Source organism: Streptomyces sp. NPDC059534, from assembly GCF_042743475.1.
Taxonomy (GTDB): Bacteria; Actinomycetota; Actinomycetes; order Streptomycetales; family Streptomycetaceae; genus Streptomyces.
Window position 1 is genome coordinate 341,856 of the sequence record NZ_JBHWAQ010000001.1, and the last position, 20,010, is coordinate 361,865.

At 71.3% G+C, this 20,010-nt stretch carries 15 protein-coding genes and 1 pseudogene; 8 read left to right on the top strand and 8 right to left on the bottom strand.

Going from position 1 to position 20,010, the window contains the following annotated elements:
- Positions 1–157 precede the first annotated feature (157 nt).
- Positions 158–1,894 carry an FAD-dependent monooxygenase gene (locus ACFVZH_RS01365; protein WP_384891321.1) on the top strand — a complete coding sequence of 579 codons (1,737 nt, stop codon included), beginning with the start codon at positions 158–160 and terminating at the stop codon, positions 1,892–1,894.
- On the opposite strand, the gene ACFVZH_RS01370 is transcribed toward ACFVZH_RS01365, so the two are convergent.
- The 3 genes from ACFVZH_RS01370 to ACFVZH_RS01380 form a co-directional block, all read right to left on the bottom strand.
- A complete protein-coding gene (locus ACFVZH_RS01370) occupies positions 1,835–3,484 on the bottom strand; it encodes a glycosyl hydrolase family 8 (RefSeq protein WP_384891323.1) in 1,650 nt (549 codons plus the stop codon). The two genes, ACFVZH_RS01365 and ACFVZH_RS01370, sit on opposite strands and share 60 nt — an antisense overlap.
- A 146-nt stretch (positions 3,485–3,630) precedes the next feature.
- Positions 3,631–4,302 (bottom strand): response regulator, encoded by a 672-nt coding sequence (locus ACFVZH_RS01375; RefSeq protein ID WP_384891326.1) that lies wholly within the window; start codon positions 4,300–4,302, stop codon positions 3,631–3,633.
- On the bottom strand, positions 4,299–5,624 hold the full coding sequence (locus ACFVZH_RS01380) for a sensor histidine kinase (RefSeq protein ID WP_384891329.1): 1,326 nt from the start codon (positions 5,622–5,624) through the stop codon (positions 4,299–4,301). Before ACFVZH_RS01380 ends, ACFVZH_RS01375 begins: the two co-directional genes overlap by 4 nt.
- Before the next feature lie 332 nt (positions 5,625–5,956).
- Here ACFVZH_RS01380 and ACFVZH_RS01385 point away from each other — a divergent pair, with 332 nt between their 5' ends.
- Both ACFVZH_RS01385 and ACFVZH_RS01390 read left to right on the top strand, forming a co-directional pair.
- Complete coding sequence (locus ACFVZH_RS01385; RefSeq protein ID WP_384891721.1) at positions 5,957–6,874, top strand: ATP-binding cassette domain-containing protein; 918 nt, start codon at positions 5,957–5,959, stop codon at positions 6,872–6,874.
- On the top strand, positions 6,871–7,674 hold the full coding sequence (locus tag ACFVZH_RS01390; protein ID WP_384891332.1) for an ABC transporter permease: 804 nt from the start codon (positions 6,871–6,873) through the stop codon (positions 7,672–7,674). Before ACFVZH_RS01385 ends, ACFVZH_RS01390 begins: the two co-directional genes overlap by 4 nt.
- A 62-nt stretch (positions 7,675–7,736) precedes the next feature.
- Here ACFVZH_RS01390 and ACFVZH_RS01395 read toward each other — a convergent pair whose 3' ends face one another.
- Entirely contained in the window at positions 7,737–7,997 is a 261-nt protein-coding gene (locus tag ACFVZH_RS01395) for an acyl carrier protein (protein ID WP_384891335.1), read from the bottom strand.
- A gap of 60 nt (positions 7,998–8,057) precedes the next feature.
- Entirely contained in the window at positions 8,058–8,918 is an 861-nt protein-coding gene (locus tag ACFVZH_RS01400; RefSeq protein WP_384891338.1) for a hypothetical protein, read from the bottom strand.
- 429 nt (positions 8,919–9,347) lie between these two features.
- On the opposite strand from ACFVZH_RS01400, the pseudogene ACFVZH_RS01405 reads away from it, so the two are divergent.
- The 5 genes and pseudogenes from ACFVZH_RS01405 to ACFVZH_RS01425 all read left to right on the top strand — a co-directional run.
- A pseudogene (locus tag ACFVZH_RS01405) lies at positions 9,348–10,439 on the top strand (phytanoyl-CoA dioxygenase family protein); the annotation flags it as partial.
- Between the two features lie 140 nt (positions 10,440–10,579).
- Positions 10,580–11,884, top strand: a complete 1,305-nt coding sequence (locus tag ACFVZH_RS01410; RefSeq protein ID WP_384891340.1) for a DUF6271 family protein — start codon at positions 10,580–10,582, stop codon at positions 11,882–11,884.
- Positions 11,881–13,629, top strand: coding sequence for a condensation domain-containing protein (locus tag ACFVZH_RS01415; protein WP_384891343.1), 1,749 nt, complete (start codon positions 11,881–11,883; stop codon positions 13,627–13,629). Before ACFVZH_RS01410 ends, ACFVZH_RS01415 begins: the two co-directional genes overlap by 4 nt.
- Position 13,630: 1 nt before the next feature.
- Entirely contained in the window at positions 13,631–14,911 is a 1,281-nt protein-coding gene (locus tag ACFVZH_RS01420) for an MFS transporter (protein ID WP_384891346.1), read from the top strand.
- Between the two features lie 351 nt (positions 14,912–15,262).
- A complete protein-coding gene (locus ACFVZH_RS01425; protein WP_384891349.1) occupies positions 15,263–15,709 on the top strand; it encodes a carboxypeptidase regulatory-like domain-containing protein in 447 nt (148 codons plus the stop codon).
- Between the two features lie 86 nt (positions 15,710–15,795).
- Here the strand turns inward: ACFVZH_RS01425 and ACFVZH_RS01430 are convergent, their stop codons facing one another.
- The 3 genes from ACFVZH_RS01430 to ACFVZH_RS01440 all read right to left on the bottom strand — a co-directional run bounded on the left by ACFVZH_RS01430 (position 15,796) and on the right by ACFVZH_RS01440 (position 19,596).
- The gene (locus ACFVZH_RS01430) at positions 15,796–16,482 is read right to left on the bottom strand and encodes a hypothetical protein (RefSeq protein WP_384891352.1); all 687 of its coding nucleotides are present in this window, start codon (positions 16,480–16,482) and stop codon (positions 15,796–15,798) included.
- Positions 16,483–16,535: 53 nt separating this feature from the next.
- Positions 16,536–18,056, bottom strand: coding sequence for a hypothetical protein (locus tag ACFVZH_RS01435; RefSeq protein WP_384891355.1), 1,521 nt, complete (start codon positions 18,054–18,056; stop codon positions 16,536–16,538).
- Positions 18,057–18,132: 76 nt separating this feature from the next.
- Positions 18,133–19,596 carry a hypothetical protein gene (locus ACFVZH_RS01440; protein WP_384891358.1) on the bottom strand — a complete coding sequence of 488 codons (1,464 nt, stop codon included), beginning with the start codon at positions 19,594–19,596 and terminating at the stop codon, positions 18,133–18,135.
- Between the last annotated feature and the right edge of the window lie 414 nt (positions 19,597–20,010).

Consider the following 20,010-nt stretch of genomic DNA (forward strand, 5'->3'; position numbering starts at 1 on the left):
CCGCCCGGTTCCGTGCCCGCGGGGCCCGGCGCACCGGTGCGGGCGGGCGCGGCGCACCGGCGCGGACGGGGCACGGCTCGCCGAGCGGCCGCCGCCGGGCGACCATGGACGTACGTACGGGATCTGACCGGAGGCCGGGCATCACCGGGAGGCACCCATGGCCCTCTCCCCCAAGGACAGCCCTACCGCCCCCGAGGTGCTCATCGCGGGCGCGGGCCCGGTCGGCCTCAGCGCGGCCGCGGAGCTGGGCCGCCGGGGGGTGCGCTGCCGGATCGTCGACCGGCTGCCGGAGCGGCTGCCGTACGCCAAGGCCGTCGGGATCCAGCCACGCACCCTGGAACTCTGGGACCGGATGGGACTGATCCGCGACGTCCTGGAGGCCGCGATTCCGCTGCGCGGCCAGCTGATCTACGTGGACGGCCGGGAGCAGGCGCGGATCGAGCTGTCGCTGCCGCCCGAAGTGCCGTACGGGTTCGCCGCGCTGCCCCAGTACGAGACCGAGCGTCTCCTGGAGCAGTACGTCGCCGGTCTCGGCACGTCCGTCGAACGCGGCACCGAGCTGCTGTCGTTCACCCAGGACCCGGACGGGGTCACCGCCCGGCTGCGCACCGCGTCCGGCGCCGAGGAGGAGCTGCGGGTCCGCTATCTGATCGGCTGCGACGGCGCCCACAGCGTGGTCCGCAAGACGCTGGGCCTCTCCTACGAGGGGTCCGCGTTCCCGGAGACGTACATGCTCGGCGACGTCGAGGCGGACTGGGACCTGCCCCACGCGTACGGCGTGCGCTCCAGCCGCCCGTCGGCCGACGGGCACGGCGACGGGTCCGCCGACGACCTGCTGGTGTGCATCCCGCTGCCGGGCGCCGGGCGCTACCGGATGTCGATGAAGGCACCGTCCGCCCCGGCGTCGCCGGATCGCGCCGCGGACGGTGTCGCCCACGGGCTGGACGGCGGCCGCGGGCCCGGACTCGCCGACCTCCAGGCCGTCGTCGACCGCCTGGCGCCCCGGCCCACGCGGCTCTCCGCGCTGCGCTGGTCGTCGGTCTTCCGCATCAGCCACCGCATCGTCGACCGCTACGGCGAGGGGCGGGTGTTCGTCGCGGGCGACGCCGCCCACATCCATCCGCCGGTCGGCGCCCAGGGCATGAACACCGGCGTGCAGGACGCCTGCAACCTGGCCTGGAAGCTCGCCCTGGTGCTCCGGGGCGAGGCCGGGCCCGCCCTGCTGACCAGTTACGACGCCGAGCGCCGCCCGGTCGGCGAGGAGGTCGTCGGGCGGACCGTCCGGCACGCCACCCAGGGCATGGAGACCGGTCCCGACGACCAGCGGACGCGGCTGCTGCGCGAGGCCCAGCTGCTGGTCGGGTACCGCGGCGGTCCGCTCTCCGGCGCCTCGTACGGTCCGGACGAGGCGCCCCAGCCCGGCGACCGGGCCCCGGACTGCGCGGGCCTGACGACGCCGATCGCCGTGTACCCGCTGCGCCTGCTCGACGTGCTGCGCGGCCGGCCCGGGCACGTGGTGCTCCTGTACGGCGCCGATGCCGCCGCACTGGCCCGGGCGGCCGACGCGGCGAGGGCCGCCGGTGACCTGCCGCCGCTCGCGGTGCTGGCCCGGGAGGCCCCGGACGGCCTGCCCGCCCTGCCGCCCTCGGCGGGTCAGGGCCCGCCGACGCCCCTGTACCGGGACGCCGCCGGGGAGTTCGCACGGCTCTATCTCCCCGACGGCGCGACCGGCTTCGTCGTCCGGCCGGACGGGCAGCTCGGCGCCCGGTTCCCGCTCCCGGACACCGAGGCCGCCCTGTCCGGCTACCTCAGGGGCCTGTCCGTCCCCTCGGGGCTACGGGACCCAGTGGTTGCCGGAGACGGTGATCATGACCTGGAGCTGGATGCTGGCTGAGAAGTAGCTGCTGGTGTCGATCGGCGTGCCCAGCATCTTGTTCCAGAGGGCGTCGAGCCACGCCTGGCTCCCGGGGTCGGTCGTCGCCGCCACCGCGAACGGGGCGAAGAAGGCGGCCTCGCTGCCCGAGGAGATCTGGGTGCCGTTGAGCTTGTAGCCGATGGCGATCTTGTTGGGGTCGCCGCCGGTCTTCGACTTGATCCAGCCGTTGAGCTTCCGCGCGGCCGCGAGGGACGTGGCGTCCCCGCTGGTCACCGCGTCGTCGGCGATGCGCCACGGGGTGCGGCAGGCGTTCCACCAGAAGGCGCCGTCGTTGGGGTCCTCCAGGACCTGGCCCGGGGCGGGCCGGGGCGTGGTGTTGGTGTCGACGACGAAGTCCGGCAGGAGTCCGGTGCCGGAGGCGTAGGTGGACTGGAGGCGGGAGATCTGGGTCTGGTGCGCGGTGCGCACGGCGTCCCAGGTGGTGTCGCCCGAGGCCGCGCGGAAGGCGCGGAAGTGATCGACCATCCAGTCCGAGGTGCGGGTGATGTAGTAGTACTGGTCGCCGGAGCTGCTCCAGTCCCCGAGCTTCAGGAGCTTCGTCGTCGGGTTGAGTTCGTCCTTCTTGATCGCGGCGATGTGCTTGAGCGCGAGGTCCTTGTAGTTGTACGTGCCGCCGCTGCCCCACTGCTTGTCGGCGAGGAGCAGGCCGTAGGCCACGTCCATGTCACCGTCGGTGGCGCCGTCCCCGCCGTTGACGCTCTTGCAGGCGACGTCCTGTTCGGCGGCGAGCAGGTTCGGGTTGACCGAGGACGGGTGGTCGATCTTCCACTTGACCAGACCGTCGAAGATCTTCTTCGCGTCCGGGTCGGCGCCGGCCATGGTCGCGGTCACGACCATGCCGTAGCCCTGGGCCTCGGCGACGTACGGGTGGTCGGCGTCCGGCGAGATGATCTGGTACCAGCCGTTGCCGCAGTTCTGCCGGACGAAGGCGGACTTCCAGCGGTTGTAGTAGTCGACGACCTTCTGGTCGAGCGCGGCCTGCGAGCCCGAGGGCTTCAGCGTGCCGGCGGTGTAGGGCTTGAGGTGGCTGCCGAAGGGCACCGCCGTCCCGCCCCCGCCTCCCCCGCCGCCGCTCGACGCGCCGTAGACCTCGAACTCCCAGAGGGAGTAGCCGTACGGGGTCCCGCGCCCGGTCCCGTACATCCGCACGTACCGTCCGCTGCCGGAGACCGTCAGGTCGTCGGTCGCCCCGTCACCGGCGCTGGTCGAGTAGACGTCGGTCCACGTCGTGCCGTCGGCCGAGGTCTGGATGCGGTACGTCCTGCCGTACGCGTCCTCCCAGTTGAGCTTCACCCGCGAGATCGTGTGGTTCGCCCCGAGGTCGATCCTGATCCACTGCGGGTCGACCCCTTCCACGCTCGCCCAGCGGGTGGCCCCGTTGCCGTCCACGGCCAGCCCGGCCCCGAACGCCGACGTCTCGACGGACGAGGCCGTCACGGACTTTCCGGTGGACACCACACCGTCGGCGGCCTGTGCCTGGTTCACGACCGTCAGGGGCAACGCCAGCAGACCCGCGAGTCCGAGAAGCGAGGCGCTTCGTCTCCGCATGACAACTCCCTTTCTCTCTCTGGCCAATAGATAGGAAATATTCCTAACCATTGGCGGAGACTAGAGAGCCCCGCAGCGCGACGCAAGACCCCCGACACGACGCCGGGGACGGAGAGTCGGGCGGATCCGGGGACGAACCGTCGGCGTCAGGGCACCAGTCCGGCGTCGTACGCGAGGATGACCAGGTGGACCCGGTCACGGGCGTCCAGCTTGGCGAAGAGCCGGGCCACATGCGCCTTCGCGGTGGCCGCGCTGATGTGGAGGCGCTCCGCGATCTCTCCGTTGGACAGGCCCTGCCCGACGAGGGTGAGGACCTCCCGCTCCCGCGCGGTGACCTGGGAGAGGGGCGCCGGATCGCGTACGGGGCGGGGCGTCCGACCGGGCTCCGGGCGCGCCGCGAACTCCTCGATGAGACGGCGGGTGACACCCGGCGCGATCAGGGCGTCCCCGGCGGCCACCACCCGGATCGCGGCGAGGATGTCGTCCACGGCCATGTCCTTGACCAGGAAGCCGGCGGCCCCGGCGCGGAGCGCCCCGTACACGTACTCGTCGTCGTCGAAGGTCGTCAGGACGAGGACACGGGGCGCGCCGGGGCCCGCCGTGACGCGCCGGGTGGCCTCGATGCCGTCCATGCCGGGCATCCGGACGTCCATCACGACGACGTCCGGCCGGAGTTCCCCCGCCAGCCCGACCGCCTCGGCGCCCGTGCCCGCCTCGCCGACGACCACGAGATCGGGGCTGTCCGCCATCAGGACGCGCAGACCGGCCCTCACCAGCGGCTGGTCGTCGACGAGGAGGACGCGGATCTGCGGGCTCATGACGTACGGGGTCCTTCCGAGCGGGTGGCGGGCAGCGGCAGCGACGCGGTCACGTGAAAGCCGCCCCCGGGGCGCGGCCCGGCGGAGAAGCGGCCGCCGAGGAGCGCCGCCCGCTCCCGCATGCCGACGATGCCGTAACCGCCGACGGTGCCGTCCCTGTGGTCGGTGGCGGCTGTGCGGCCTGTGGCGTCTGCGCGGTCTGCCGTGACTGCGCGGCCTTCGGTGACTGCGCGGTCTGCACGGTCTGCGGTGGCTGTGTGGTCTGTCGTGTCCGTGCCGTCCGAGGCGGGGCCCGAGGGCTTCACCGGGCCGTCGTCGGCGATCTCGACGAACAGGGCGTCCGCTCCCCGCTCCACGGTCACCCGGCAGACGGGCGCGGCGGCGTGCCGGACGACGTTGGTGAGCGACTCCTGCACGATCCGGTACGCGGCCAGGTCGACCTCCGGCGGCAGCGGCCGGTCCGGGTCGCCGATGTGCCGTACCTCCACCCGTACGCCCGCGTCGGCCGTGGACGCGGCGAGCCGGTCCAGGTCGCCCAGGCCCGGCGCGGGATCACGGGACACCGGGTCCTGCGCCGCGGAGTCCTTCGCCGGTGCCCGCAGCGCGCCCAGGGTGCGGCGCAGACCGGAGAGGGTCTCCCGGCTGATGGTCTCGATGCCGGCGAGCGCCTTGCGGGCCTCGGCGGGCTGGGTCTCGATGACCCGGCTGCCGACGCCCGCCTGGATGGCGATGACGCCGATGCTGTGCGCGATCACGTCGTGGAGCTCACGGGCGATCCGGAGCCGTTCGGCGGCGACCGCCTCGGCCGCCGTCGCGGCCCGCAGCTGCTCCGCGTGGCCGCGCCGCTCGCGTACGGACCTGCCGAGGAGCCCGGTGGTGAGCAGGGCGAGCGCGAGCGCCACGGTCGTGCTGACGAAGACGTCCTGTCCGGAGGTGACATAGGTGGCGGCCGCGATCTGCACGGCGAGCGCGCCGAGCGCGGCGGGCAGCAGGACCCGCAGCGGACGCAGGGCGGCGATCCGGCCGACGACGGCGTCGGCGGCGAGCACCGGAAGGTACAGGAGCACGGCCTCCGGGCGGGTGGTCGCCGCCGCGAACACTCCGGCGAGCAGCAGCCCGAGCGCCGCGAGCGGGCTGCGGCGCACCAGGGGCAGGGTCAGTCCCACGGCCACGACGGAGAGGAAGAGCCGGAGTTCGGTGGAGCGGTAGGGCCCGGTGCGCAGGGCGAGGAGGAGGGCGAACGGGCCGGCGACGGCCGCGCACCAGGCGAGGACCGCCGCGACCCTCCCGCCGGGCGGGCGTTCGGTCGGGGTGACGGGCATGATCCCGATCGTAGGCGTGACCGTCCGGCCGGACATCGGCCCCCGGGCGTACGCCCCCGGGCCACCACCCCGGCCCGCTTGTGGCCGGGGAGCCGATGTGCCGGCGGGCGCCGTCCCGGCACCGTGGCCCCATGATCGAAGTCCACGAACTCACCAAGTACTACGGCCGTCCGGGCCGGGCCCGCCCCTTCGACCGGGTCCGCTCTCTCGGCCTGGCCCGCCGCGGGGGTCGTCCTGCCTACAGGGCAGGCGGTCCGGGGGCCGGACCGGCAATGGGTCCCGGGGGCGGGCCGGCAGGCGGTCCGGAGGACGGTCATGTCCCCGGCGCGGGCATGGGCCCCGGCCCCGGCCGCGCGCCCGGCCGCGCGCCCGACGCCCGGCGACGGCCCGCCGTCGACCGGCTCGGATTCACCGTGCGGCCCGGTCGCGTGACGGGGTTCCTCGGGCCCAACGGGGCCGGGAAGTCCACGACACTGCGGCTGATCCTGGGCCTCGACGAGCCGACGTCGGGCAGCGCGACGGTGGGTGGGCGGCGGTTCCGGGACCTGCCCCGGGGGCTGCGGCACGTCGGGGCGCTGCTGGACGCGCACGACGTGCACGGCGGCCGTACCGCCGAGGCCCATCTGGCCGCGCTCGCCCGTACCGACGGCATCCCGCGCGGGCGGGTCGGCGAGGTCCTCGCGGAAGTCGGCCTCGCCGACGCCGCCCGCCGCCGGATCGGCGGCTACTCGCTCGGCATGAAGCAGCGCCTCGGGATCGCCGCGGCGCTGCTCGGCGACCCGCCGGTGCTGCTCTTCGACGAGCCGGTCAACGGCCTGGACCCGGAGGGTGTGCTGTGGGCGCGCGGTCTCTTCCGGCGGCTCGCCGACGAGGGGCGCACGGTCTTCGTCTCCAGCCATCTGATGAGCGAGATGCAGCACACCGCCGACGACCTCGTCGTCATCGGCCGCGGGACGCTGATCGCCGCCGAGAGCCTGGCGGAGTTCGCCGCGCGCGGCACCCGGCGGAGCGTGACGGTCCGGACGGCCGACCCGGCCGCGGCCCCCGGTCTCGCCGCCGCGCTGGCCGCCGAGGGCGTGACCGTACGTCAGGCGGGCGCGTCCCTCGCGGTGACCGGGGCGGACGCGGGCCGGATCGGCGGCCTGGCGTTCCGGCACGGTGTCGCGCTCGCCGAACTGACGACCCACGCCCCTTCCCTCGAAGAGGCGTTCATGGAGCTCACCGCCGACAGTGTGGAGTACCGCCGATGAACACCCGCTTCCGTGACCTCCTGGCCGCCGAGTGGATGAAGCTGTGGTCGCTGCGGTCCACGCCGTGGGCGTTCGCGGTCGGGGCGTTCGCCGCCCTCGCCGTCAACCTCAACGCGACCGTCGCCGACTACCGCAACTACCCGGGCTACCCGGACGGCATCAAGGAGCTGTTCGTGCCGATCTGGGCCATGCGGGACGCGTTCACGCTCGGCGGGGCCATGGTGTTCACGCTCGCCACCGGCGCCCTCGGCGCGCTGATGTTCGTCGGCGAGTACGGATCGGGCCAGATCCGTACGACGTTCGCCGCCGTACCGGCCCGCGGGGCCGTCGTCGCGGCCAAGGCGTGCGTGCTCGCCGCGGTGATGGTGGTGTACGGAGCCCTGGTCGCGGGGGTCTCGTTCGCCGCCACGCAGGCCGTGCTCGACGGTCGCGGTGTCGGCATGGCGATCGGCGACGACGGCGTGCTGCGCGCCGTCGCCGCGTCCGCGCTCCTCGCACCGGTGTGCGCGCTCGCCGGCTTCGGCATCGGGGCTCTCCTGCGGCACACGGCGACGACGATCGTCACCGTCACGGGCGCGCTGCTCCTGCTGCCGGCCCTCCTGGACGAGAGCGACCGCTGGGGCGCGACCCTCCTGCACGCCCTTCCGCAGGGCGCGTGGCAGAAGCTCACACGGATCGGCACGTCACCGGTCCCGGTGGACCACCCGTGGACCGCGGGCGGGGCGTGGACGGTGTACGCCGCCTGGTCGCTGGGCGCGGTGGCGGTGGCCCTGCTGGCGGTCCACCGCCGCGACGTCTGACGGGCTCGTGCACGGTAGGCGGTGTCTCGTCTCCGAGCCCCCTCCCGGCGGGCGGCCGGGGGTCAGCCGGCCGCCGTGACCGGGGCGGCGGCCGGTCCGGCGGTGTCCAGGAAGCGTGCCCGGACGCGGTTCAGGGTGCGGAAGTCGTCGATGGTGACGTCCTGGAGGTCGATGGAGCTGCCGGACATGTCCTCGAGGAGGTCGATGAACTCCAGGAAGTCCATGGAGTCGATGAGCCGGGCCTCGATGAGGTCCTCGTCGGCGTCGATCGCGCCGTCGAGGCCGGGGTTCTTCTCGTGGAGCCAGTCGGTGATGCGTTCCATGGGGCGGGGTCGCTCCTGTTCCTCGGTATCGGGGCGGGGGTGGCGCGGAGGGGTGCGGGGTCAGGTCCGGGCGGCGTCGCGGACCCGTTCGAGGGCCCGCTCGGGGGTGCCGTGGGCGAGGATCATCGCGTGGACCCAGCGTTCGACCCCGAAGGCGACGCAGGCGCTGTAGGCGGGGCCGTGGGAGCCCGCGCGGATGTCCAGGCGTTCGCCGAAGAAGTTGCGGTGCCGGTTGACGGAGGCGATGGCCGTGCCGTCGGGGGCGCTGAACTCGTGCTTGACCGGGTCGAGCGCCATCAGCCGGGCCCGGGAACCGCCCTTGTCGTAGAACGGGTCGTCGGCGGTGGCCCGGGTCAGGACGAGGCCCAGGCGCCCGGCCAGCTCCTGGACGAACGCGGCGCCGCTTTCCAGGTGTTCGACCGCTCCCTGCTTGGTGCCGAGGTAGAGGACCTCGCGCATGTGGAAGCCCCACAGGCGGCGCAGCCCGTCGTAGTGGGTCTCGTTGCGGAAGCAGCGGCCGGCGGCGGAGAGCCGCAGTCCGACCTCGCCGACGTCCCGGCCCTCCAGGGAGAGCAGCAGTCCGTAGCAGGTGGCGGACGGCAGCAGGTAGCCGGTCGGCCGGAGCGGCAGGCCGCCCGGCTCCTCGCCGGCCGCGAGGCCGTCGAGCGCCTCGGGGGTGAACCGCCCGGCGGAGACACCGAGATGGGGGAAGTTCCGGAAGAAGTCCAGTCGCGCGAGGCTCTCCACGGAGAGCAGCGGCGGGCCCGTCACCTCGGGGGCGGAGAGCCGGGCGGCCAGACCGGTCAGCAGCCCGTCCAGGCCGTGCAGCAGGGCGGTGTGGACCGGGTCCAGCGTGATCAGGCCCGCACCGGGGTTCCTCAGGCCGCCGTCGGGCAAGGCCGTGGTGCCGGGTGTGCTCATGAACCGCTCCCTCTGGGCGTGGACGAACAGTCGAGGTCTTCGGAAGGGTCCCGGACGGCCGGAGCCGGACAGCCGGAGCGAGCCGCGGCCGGACGGACGGTGGCGCGCACACCGGGAGCCCTGCGGCGGCGGCGCGAACGGCCGTGCGCGGGGACGACGTTGACCCGTGGCTCGCGAGGACCAGGGCGGCTGACATTCCATCAGGTGACGGGCCGCCCATCGGGACACTAGGCCAGCCGCGCGCGACTTGTCTAGACCAAAGTCGGCCCATCGGAGGCCGGTCCGCGACCCTCGACCGAGGAGCCTTCTCCACACGAAAACGACACGACTCCGCATGTCGACACCCCACTTGACAGAACCAATGGTCTACGCCAATTCTGCTGAGCGGCATGGCTCCGCCGACCCCGACTCCCGCCTCGGAGGGACCACATGACGACACCCGCCGCAGACCGCCGCCCGCGCCGCCCGTACCTCCACCGGGCGGCCTCGGACCGCCCGTACTTCAGCGCCGACGGCGAGTCCTACCTGGCGCAGACCACCCTGCGGGAGCTGAAGAAGTCGCGCCCCCTGCGGGTCCTCTCCGAGGAGGACTTCGCCCACTGGCAGACGTACGGCTACGTCGTCGTCCGGGAGGCGGTGCCCGCGGCCGCGGCGCGACGGCTGCTCGACTTCACCTGGGACTTCCAGGGCCTCGACCCCGACCGCCCGGACAGCTGGTACGAGGACCGGCCGTTCCGCTCCGACCTGGACCGGCAGCTCCACGTGTACGGCTTCGTGGAGGCGTACCACCACCAGCTCCTCTGGGACAGCCGGCAGGCCCAGCGCGTGTACGACGCCTTCGTCGACGTCTGGGACTGCGAGGAGCTGTGGGTGACCCTGGACCGCCTCAACCTCAACCCGCCCAACGTCCGCAACCGCGACCGCGCCCTGATCGAGACCCGCGACCGCGGCTTCGACATCGAGCTGCACTGGGACATCGACACCACGCTGGGCGTCCCCCCGCAGCGGGTCCAGGGCATCATCGCGCTCAACGACACCACGCCCGAGACGGGCGGCTTCCAGTGCGACCCGGAGCTGTTCCGGCGGTTCGAGGAGTGGAAGCTCGGCCGCCCGGCCGACCGCGACCCCCTCCGGCCCGACGTGGACCGGACCGAGTTCCCCGTCGTACGGCCCGATCTGCACCCCGGCGACCTGCTGATCTGGAACGGCCTGCTCGCCCACGGCGTGGCGCGCAACGTCTCCCGGGACGGCGTGCGGGCGGTCCAGTACCTGTCGATGATGCCGGCGCTCGAAGAGCACGAGCGGCTGCGGAAGTCCCGCGTCGAATCCTGGCGCCACCTGCGCACCCCGCGCTGGAACCGCACCCTCGTCGGCGACCCGGTCCTCCACGAGTCCAAGCGGTACCCCACGGCCGAGCTGACCGGCCTGGGCAGCCGGCTCCTCGGTCTCACGTCGTGGAAGGAGACGGCCGCGGAGGCCGCCGACACGGGCGGCGACCACGCGGGCGGGGCCACCGCGGCCACCACCCGGCCCGCGGCCACCGCCCGATCCGCGGCCACCGTCCCGTCGACGGCCACCGCCCCGTCCCCGTCCACGGCCACCGACCCCGCCGCCGCACCCACCCCGCCCGCCGCGTCCGCCCCGCAGAGTGGGGAACCGGCATGCGCCGTGTCTGTCTGACCCTCCCCACCCACCGCGCCTGCGCGGACACCATCGCGGCGGTCGCCGAGGAAGCCGCCTACGGCGCACGGCACTTCGGCGCCGAGGTACGGCTCCTGATCCTGGACTCCTCGGACGCGCCGGTGCTCGCCGGACACCGCGAGGCGGTACGGGCGCTGCCCCCGGCACCCGGCGTGGTCGTCCACCACCTCGACGAGGACGCGCAACGCGCCTTCCTCCAGGACGTGATCGCCCGGTCCGGCGCCGCCGCACCGGAACGGATGCTCGACCTGATGCTGCCGTCCCGCGTGTCCTACGGGGCCTGCACCAACCGCGCGTTCCTGATCGCGGAGGCCCTGGGGTGCGCGTCGGTGCACCGGCGGGACTCCGACAGCCGCTACCAGTCGCTGGACGGCAGACCCGTCTTCCCGCTCCACCACGAACTCGCCTCCCTCGGGCGGCGGGCCGCCGACGTGGCGGGGCTGGTGACCCGGAGCAGGCTCGACCCCGCCTGCGCGGACCGGCCGGTGGCCATGGTCGGCGGCTCCTTCGTCGGCGAGATGTCCGTGGACGTCGGGGAGATCCGCCGCCTCGACCCCGCCGTCTACCGCGACGTCATCGGTCTCTCGGTCCCCGACGACTATCCGGAGATCTGGCGCCGGAACCTGATCGAGGAGTCCTTCCGCGGCGCCGGCACCGCGGAGTTCACCGCCGACAACTCCACGCTGACCGGCGTCAGCCCGATGCGCGTGGACATGTGCAACATCGGATTCGACCGCGAGGTCTACGGCCGCGTGCCGCTCCCGCCCGCCACCGACACCATCGGCAGCGACTACTTCCTCATCCACCTGGTCCACGACGCCGGGCTGCCCGGCGTGCTCCACAACCGACATATCGTCAACTACCACACCGGTGAACGGCGTTCCGACCGCGGCTTCCTCGCCTACCAGCTGCGGTTCGCGAAGTTCCTGCTGTCGACCGCGTACTTCAACGCCGTGTACGCCCGCATGAAGGAGGCCGGCGCGGCGCTGCTCGACGACCGGGGCCACGTCCGCGCCGCAGCCGTCGCCGGATTCGTCCGGGAGAGCACCCGGCTGGACGCGGCGGAGAACGCCGAACGGCTCGACGTCCTCGACCGCTCCTACCGCAAGTTGGGCGGCCGCTTCGCCGACGCCGCGGACGTCCTCGCCGCCCGCTCCGGCCGCCTCCTCGACGAGGCCCGCACGGACATGGAGGAGTTCGCCCTCCTGATCGACGCCTGGGAACCCCTGACCCGCGCCACGACGACCGCGAAAGGCATCGCATGAGCCCGACGAGCACCCGCGCGGTCACCGTCGCGTACGCGGGCGGAGAGGCACGCCGCGGCCCCGTCACGATGGGGCAGGCCAACATGATCCGGTGCGTCCTGCGCGACGAGCCCGCGCAGATCAACATCCACGACGTGTGGCCCGTACCGGCGGGGACCCGCACGGAGTCCGCGATCGACGCGCTGGGCGCCCTGGTGGTCAGGCACGAGGCCCTGCGCACCACGTTCCCCGACACCGCGGACGGAACCGTCCCCCGTGAGCAAGTCGTCGCGGGCGAAGGCGAGTTCACGCTCACGGTGCTCGATCACGATGCCCTTCCCGGCGAACCCGCCGACTACGCCGAGTCGTTGGCCCGCGCCGCCCGCGGCGCACGCTTCCGGCTCGACCGGGACTTCCCCCTCCGGGTGTCCCTCGTCGCCGCGGCCGGCGCTCCGGTCTTCGTCGCCCTCGCGGCGAGCCACGCCGTGACCGACGTCAGCGCCCTCGCGGTCCTCCGGGAGGAGTGGCTCGCCCTGCTCGCGGGCGAACGGCTCCCGGACGTCACGGCCCTCACACCGCTCGACCTGGCCGCCGAGGAGGCGACGCCGGCCGGACTCCGCAAGTCCCGGGCCGCGCTCGACCACTGGGAGCGGATCATCCGCACCGGACCCCAGGCCATGTTCGCGGAACCGGGCGCCGAGGGCGCCGAGGTACGGACGCCCTGCCTGACGCTCCGGTCGCGGCGCGGCGCCCGGGCCCTGGCCCGGGTGGCGGAGCGCACCGGCGGCCTGCCGGCCACCGTGCTGCTGACCGCCTGGTGCGCGCTCGTCGCCCACCGCACCGCGCAGACGGCCTGCGTCACCGCCGTACCGACCTCCAACCGGTTCCTGCCCCGGCTCGCCCGCTCCGTGAACACCGTGTCGCAGGACGCGTTGCTCTGCCTCGACGTGCGGGTCGCGTCCTTCGACGCGCTCCTCGCCAAGGCGTGGGGGGCGGCCCTCAACGCGTACCGGCACAGCCGGTTCGACGCGGTCGCCCTGTGGGACATGATCGGGCGGACCACCTTCGAGCGCGGCAGCCGGTTCGCCCGCGACGTCGTCTTCAACGACGTGAGCACGCTCCCCGCGAGCCTCGTGACCCCTCCGGCGGCCCCGGCCGCCGAGGGCGGGCCGGAGCTGGAGCTGAGCTGGGGCCCGGACCAGGTGCTGCCGACCCGCCTCCTCGCCTTCGTCCACCAGGCGGACCCCCTCCTCCACCTCTCGCTGTGGGCGGACCCCGCGCTGTTCACCCGCGACGAGGCGGAGGGCTTCCTGACCGGTCTCGTACGCCTCCTGGAGGCGGCCGCCGAGCAGGACGTGCCGCTCGACCGGCTGACCGGGGCAACCGGCGTCCGGCCCGTCGAACGGGGCACCGACTGGAGCCTGGTGGACGGTTCCTGGGTCTCGCCGACCGCTGTGGCGGACGCCCTGAGCGGGGCCCTCGGCGGCGTGCCCGTACACGTCGTGCTCGACCCGCCGCCCGGGGAGGGTCCGCCCGAGACTCGCGACGGACCGGTCCTCACGGCGTTCGTCGCCTCCGGCGGCGCCCCGCTCACCCCCGCGCTGGCCCACGCGGCGCTGATGGACACCCTGCCCGGCCGTCCCGGAGTACTGGCCCCCCGCCGGTACGTGCTGGTCCAGGACCCGCCTGCGGACACCGAGCCCGCCGGCGCGTGGCCGCGGCGACAGATACTCATGGAAGGGTCCGGCCGCGACCGGCGAATGTGACATGACGATGGATGACGTGACCGTCCTGCCGAAGGCGGACGCCCTGCCCAGCCCTTGGCGCTCCTCGCGCTTCCGGCTCTTCTTCACCGCCCGCAGCACCTCGCTCCTCGCCGACGGCATGCTGATGGTCTCGATCACGACGAGCGTCCTCGCCGCGGGATACGGGGCCGGCGGCGTCGGATACGCGCTGGCCGCGTGGATGACCCCGATCGTGCTGCTCATCCTGTTCGGCGGGGCCCTGGCCGACAAGTTCACCCCCCGGGTGATGATGGTCGGCGCCGACGCGGTGCGGATGGCGGCCATGCTCACGCTCGCCGCCCTGCTGACCGGCGGCGAGGTACGGCTCTGGCACGTCATGGCGCTGATGGCGGTCAGCGGCGCCGCGACCGCCATGTTCCAGCCGGGCCTGGCGGCCCTCGTCCCCCAGGTCGCCGAGGACATCCAGCGGGCCAACGCCCTGCTGCGGATCGCCGAGGCGATCTGCACCCTCCTCGGCCCCGGCCTCGCGGGCCTCCTCGCGGCCTACTGGAGCACGGCCGGCTCCTTCCTGGTCATCGCGGCGGCCTACGCGCTCAGCGCGCTCGGCCTGATGTCACTGCGCGACCTGAGCGGAGGTGCGGACGCCGGCGACGACAGCGACGACCCGCTGCTGCGGAGGCTCGCCACGGGCTGGCACGAGTTCCGGTCCCGTTCCTGGCTCTGGGGCGTCATCGTCGTCTGGGCCGTCTACGGCCTGTTCGTCTTCGGCCCGTCGCTGCCCCTCGGCGCGGCGCTGCTCACCGAGCAGCACGGGGCGAACGGATACGGCTGGATCGCCTCGGCCGACGGCGCCGGCACGATCGTCGGCGGACTGCTCGGCATGCGGGTCCGGCCCCGCCGCCCGCTCGTCGCGGGCGCCTGCGCCATGTTCTTCTTCACCCTCAACCCCCTGGCCCCCGCGCTCGGCTGGTCCTTCACCGTCACGGCGCTCACCGGCGTCGTCGCCGGCTGCGGCTTCGCCTTCTGGGGCGTCATGTGGGCGACCAGCGTCCAGTCCCACATCCCGCTCGCCGTCCTCAGCCGCGTGTCCGCCTACGACATCGCCGGCTCCATCATGGTGATCCCCCTGGGCCGCGTCCTCGCCGGCCCGGCGGCCGACACCTTCGGCGCCGACCGCGTCCTCCTCTTCTCCTCCGCCATGGGCATCATCTGCATCACCGCGATGCTCGCCGTACCCGCCATCCGCGCCCTCGGCCGCGCACCGGACCACAAGACCCCGGATCCGGCTGCTCAGAGCTCCTGACAAAGGCGCCGGAGGTGTCCGTGGGTGACGAGGCAGGCGGCGAGGCCGAGGGAGACTTCCGGTTCGATGCCCTGGGCCCGGAGAAAGCACCGGTACGTGCCGTGGTCGTGGCCCCGGAACACGTTGCGGCCCGTCCCAGCCACGGGATACTGGAAATGGAGCCCTTGCGGCAGGTCGCCACCCGGGCAGGCGGCAGGCGCTCCCGCGGAAGGAACTCGTCGCGGCGACCAGCCCCGAGGCAGCCGGAAAATCAGGCCGACACCCCTCATCCGGGCCACGGCCTCCAGCGCTGGGCGATCACCCATCGGCATCGCACAGCAGATGCAGACGGCACAGTCGTGAGGACATCTCATGTACGGGCACGTGCGATCAGTCACCGATAAGAAGCCGATCGCGATGATCAAGGTCAGCGTATTCCAGGACCGGAGTCTCGTCGGGAAGGCATACACGGACGAAGAAGGCCGCTACACCGTGGATGTCCCCACGGGCGAGCCCGTCACCGTGCTGTTCGACACGCACTGGTCGTTGACCAATGCCGAGGAATGGCACCCCTCGCTGGTCGCCAACGTGATCGCCGACGACGACAGCCCCCTGGACCGCTATCTGGTCAAAGGCGCCACCGGTGCCGATACCCCGTCGACCGTGGACCTTCTCAGCGGATACCTGTTCGCCGCGGTGGCGAATGACGTGGAGTACGCGCGGCCGGCGGCGTCCCGCCTGTCGAGCCTCAAGGTACCCAGTGGAGTACTCCACGACGTACAGCGAAGGCTCCAAGAGCACTTCGAGGCGGAGGCGTGAACGGGTGTGCATGCCCGCGTGAACGGGTGTGCATGGCCGGCGGAATCCACAGCATGCCGCCCACGCGGCATGCTGCACACGCGCGCCTACATGGCCTTGGCTAGATCCTCGGTCTCGAGATAGACCTCGGCCACTACTTGGAGATAGGTCTCATCGTGTGGAGCGGATCCGTCCTTGCCCACGATGCTGCCCTTGACTTGCTCTCCCGGGGCCAGCCTGCTGTCGAGTCGGTTCTCGCGTCCCGGGAAACTGAGAAGAGTTCCGGGAGGCGGGGCAGGTGGTGACACCTCGTCACCCATCGGCTGGACGACAAGGATCTGATCGAAGTCGGGAGGTTCGGCGATCTGGTGCGCCAGGAAATGTTCCGCAGGTCCACCGAAGAGGATGTATCGCAACTCTGGCAGGCGGCTTGCGAGGGGATCGAGGTGCTGGAAGTACAAGGTCTTCCGGAGATTCACGGCAGTGTCGCCCAGCACATCACCGTCTCTTCCGACCCGCCCGAAGTACAGATGGGCGGGCAAGGTTTCCGAGGTCACGGACGCCTGACCCTGCAGATCGGCGAGGGAGAGCGGTTCGGGACGCAGCGTGAACAGGGCCGAGGTGCCGAATTTGTGACGGCTGGCCTCATACTCCGTGCCGACGAGCATGGCCTGAAGAATTATCTGGTAATCGAGCGGCGCCATGAACTTCGCCATGTGACTGAGGTACACAGGGGAATTCGTTCCCAGCACGACCATGTCGTGCGTTTCCTTGGGCGAGCCTTCGCCAGGCATGTCGCACATCCTCCCGCATTCAGGCACGCACCGACTCTCCGCCGGAGCAGGGATCACCACTGGAGCGCGGGATCAGGGTTCGGACACTTCGGTATGCGTCGGCAGGTGAATGCGGCGATGTAGATGTCCTCTTCGTCCGAAACACTGGAGTCCCGGCTCACGCTGTAGGTGGCCCATCTGATCTTTCCGTAGCTGCCGGACTCGAGTACCTGAACCTTGGCGACATTACCCTCGGTCGTGCGGAAGGCCATGATGGTGCCGGCAAGGCTGTAGCCTTCGGCTGCTCGGAGGTAGCCGTCCCCGAACGGGTGGTGGGGCGGCTCGGACTCTCTGCAAAGGCGTGCCGGCCCCAGTGCTTCGAACCCCGTGGAGTCCATCAGGTAGAACGAGGCATCGTTCAGTGATCTCAGCTGCGGGAGGCCGGCGGACAGAAAGTCCCATGACATGTCGGGCACGCCGCCGTCCCGGGTACCGGTGTCGAGGTCGATGGACGCATAGGCATGCTCGGGATCGCCTTCCAGGAATGCCTCTCCGGAGGAGATCTCCACGCCGCTCAAGCGCGTGGTTTCGATGCTTCGCACAAATGCAACGGATTCCACGTAGGCAGGACACCGGCCTTGGGGCCGGTCGGCACCATCGCTGAGTGGCTGCGTGCCCGGGGAGAACCTCCAGGCCCGTGAACCGAACATGTCCATCACAGGGTCGAACCACGGCCGGGCGATCGAGACGGGGCAGTAGTCGAAGGCGACGGAGTGGATGTCGTCGTCGATGGCGCCGCCCAGAGCTGCCGACAGGGCCGGTGACGCCTGGGAGGCCAGGGCCACCATCATCTCCCGGGACAGCTCCACGCGTGGCCAGGCCACGTCCAGGACTTCCCCGGGTGCATAGAAGGTCGGGGCGAAGCGGCTCCCGTTCGGCGCCGTGGAGAACTGGTCCGGAAGTTTGGGGTTGAAGGTCTCTCGGTGCCGTCGCCAGACGGCGGAGGGCATCTTCGCTCCCAACTCGGTGACGGTGCGCAGCCCGTCTTCGACCTGGATCTTGTGACCCGTGCCCGTCCATGCGGTCAGCGCGTCATCGCGGGACTGGCGCAGCCGCGGCTCGTCCACCTGCTGCCAGTGCTCCCTGACGGCCGGGTCCGTCGACATTTTCGCGGTCTGCTGGGCTTGCTTGTAGTCGATGCTGGCCTGCAGCCACGTCTGGCGAGCCGACTGGTACGCACGGAGTGCCTGCGAGGCGGTGCCGCTGCCGTCAGGCGCCGTGTCATAGAGGTAGTCCAAGGCTTTCTGGTAGTCCAGCTGCTCGTCCGTCGTGAGGCTGCTGCTCGCCAGGTCAGCGCCGAGCATCTCCCCGTAGACGTCCCAAAGGTGCACGGTTGCGGAGGGCTGCCATATCGGGGTGGTGGGGATCCGGTTCATGAGCTCGGAGAACTCGGCCAGCGTGTTCTCCTGAACCGCGTCGCGTGGAGGGGTGAAGTGCAGATTCCTGGCTTGGTAGGCGTACGGCGTCACCGGGACGCTGACGATGTGCTCAGGATCGACAAGCATCGTCTGCAGTTTGGACGCGATACCCAGCACAGTGGCAGCGTCCAGGGACCCATTTCCCATGATCGCAATCCTTAGGGTGCCGGCCGATGTGGCGCATCAACTGAACTCACACCAGGTCGTCCTCGTCGATTCCATCCAGGAGATTCGGCGTCTTGCCGAGCAGATGGTTGACGAACCCGATGATCTGCATGCCCGGGACCGTGATGCCCGCACCATCACTTTCCGAATGGAAATGATTTCCCGATTCGCTGTGGCTGTAGCTGCCCTTGAGGACGAACGGCCCCCAGCCCACACTTGCATTGGCCCCTACGGAACTCGCGTAGGCGCTGAACGCCTGCGAGAACTGGGAAGAACGGATCGTCACGTCCTTGACGAAAAGCGCCTGCAGCGGATACCCGATGAACCGACCACTGGGGGGCCTGGCGCCGTCGGAGGGCATCTCGTCGAAGTTCCAGCCCTCTCCCTTCCGCAGTGTCCAGCCGCGGTTCTCCAGAAATTCTGGATAGAACCAGGGCCGTACGATCTGGACCTGGGTCATGGAGAACGAGATGAAGAAGTCGTTGACCTGGAAGTTCTGCGAGTAGTTGGACGACGCACTCGTCACACCGCCGCTGGCGCTCCACAGGCCCCATCCGAGCCCGGCACCTGCTGACCAGTTCGTCTGCGATGAAGTCGTCGACGAGTCCACCATCTGGTGATACATGTTGTAGTTGGTCCAACCCGGCGATGTCGCAAAATTGCCGGGCACCACCGTTGTGTAGGGAAATCGCTGCCCCGGCCCGAGAGCATTGACGATCGCCTCGTTGTAATACCGCTCAAGGTTCTGCTTCCAGAGCAGCATCGACTTTTCTGTCGTCTGATTGATGTATGCGTTTATCTCGTCGACCTCATTGCGATAGCCGGCGGACGTCCAATCATCCATGGCCGAGCTCGCAAGGAGCCTATAGATCTCTGCGTTGTTGCTCCATTCGGCAACGGCCAGCTTGCCGGGTTCACCTGTCGCCGCCTGCGCGGCGATACGCTTGGCGTTGTAGTTCAGTGCAGCGACGTAATAGAGCTGCATGTAGGACTTGTACGCCTTGAGCAGCTGACTGTCCTCGGTGACCTCCTTTTCCTCGTCGGTGACGAGATTCTTCACGGTGCGGGTTGTCCGGAGCAATCCGCGGAACTTCTCCAGCTTGGCCTTCTGCGCGTCGGTCAGGTCGTAATGCACCACTTTGGAGAACCTCAGGATCTGCCCGTAGATCTCACTCAACCGGGCACCGCTGGCGTTTCGCCAGACTCCGTCCTGCCGCTCGCTGGAGTAGGCGGACTTCACGTCGGGAATGAAGTCGACCAACGAGGCAAAGTTGAACGCCTGCTGCAGCAGCATCTTGTCTTCGTTCGCGTTCGCGCCGGTCCCGATCCCCTGCGCAGCAAAGGCGAAGTCCGCCGGCTGGTACGGAAGCCCGGGCATGCACCAGGTGACGAAAGCGTCCTTGGCCGGCGGTACCGTCATATCGCCGCCGGCCAGGATTGCGTACATCTGGTCGCGGAACACACCGCCGATACTGCCTATGGTGTAGGCCATGAGAGGACCCTTCTGCCTCACTGATCAGTTGGAACAGGCGGAGCGAATGAGGTCTTTCCCTGCCCCACAGGGGCGGGATCCTGGCCCTTGCCGCCGGGGCGTCCCACGCCGGGGAGGAGACCCCGGGGCGGACGATGAGGCAGGCCCACCGCAGTCCCGGAGATGTGCGCGACCGTCATGTGCGGCTTGGCGGACCGGGCGTCGAGTAGGGCCCACTCATTCAGGATGAACCCATTCCGCGAAGGGGACAACTTTTCCCCGACGGGCCAACCTTGGTCGCCCGTCAGGGCAGTTAACGGTCCTCTCACCTGCCGGAGGTGCGGGCCGGCGGGGCCGCGGGCTCGCGATCGCACCGCGGCGACGCACGATGCTGCTCGCCTTCGGGGCCCGGCCGGGTCGCGGGTGTGTCGTGGG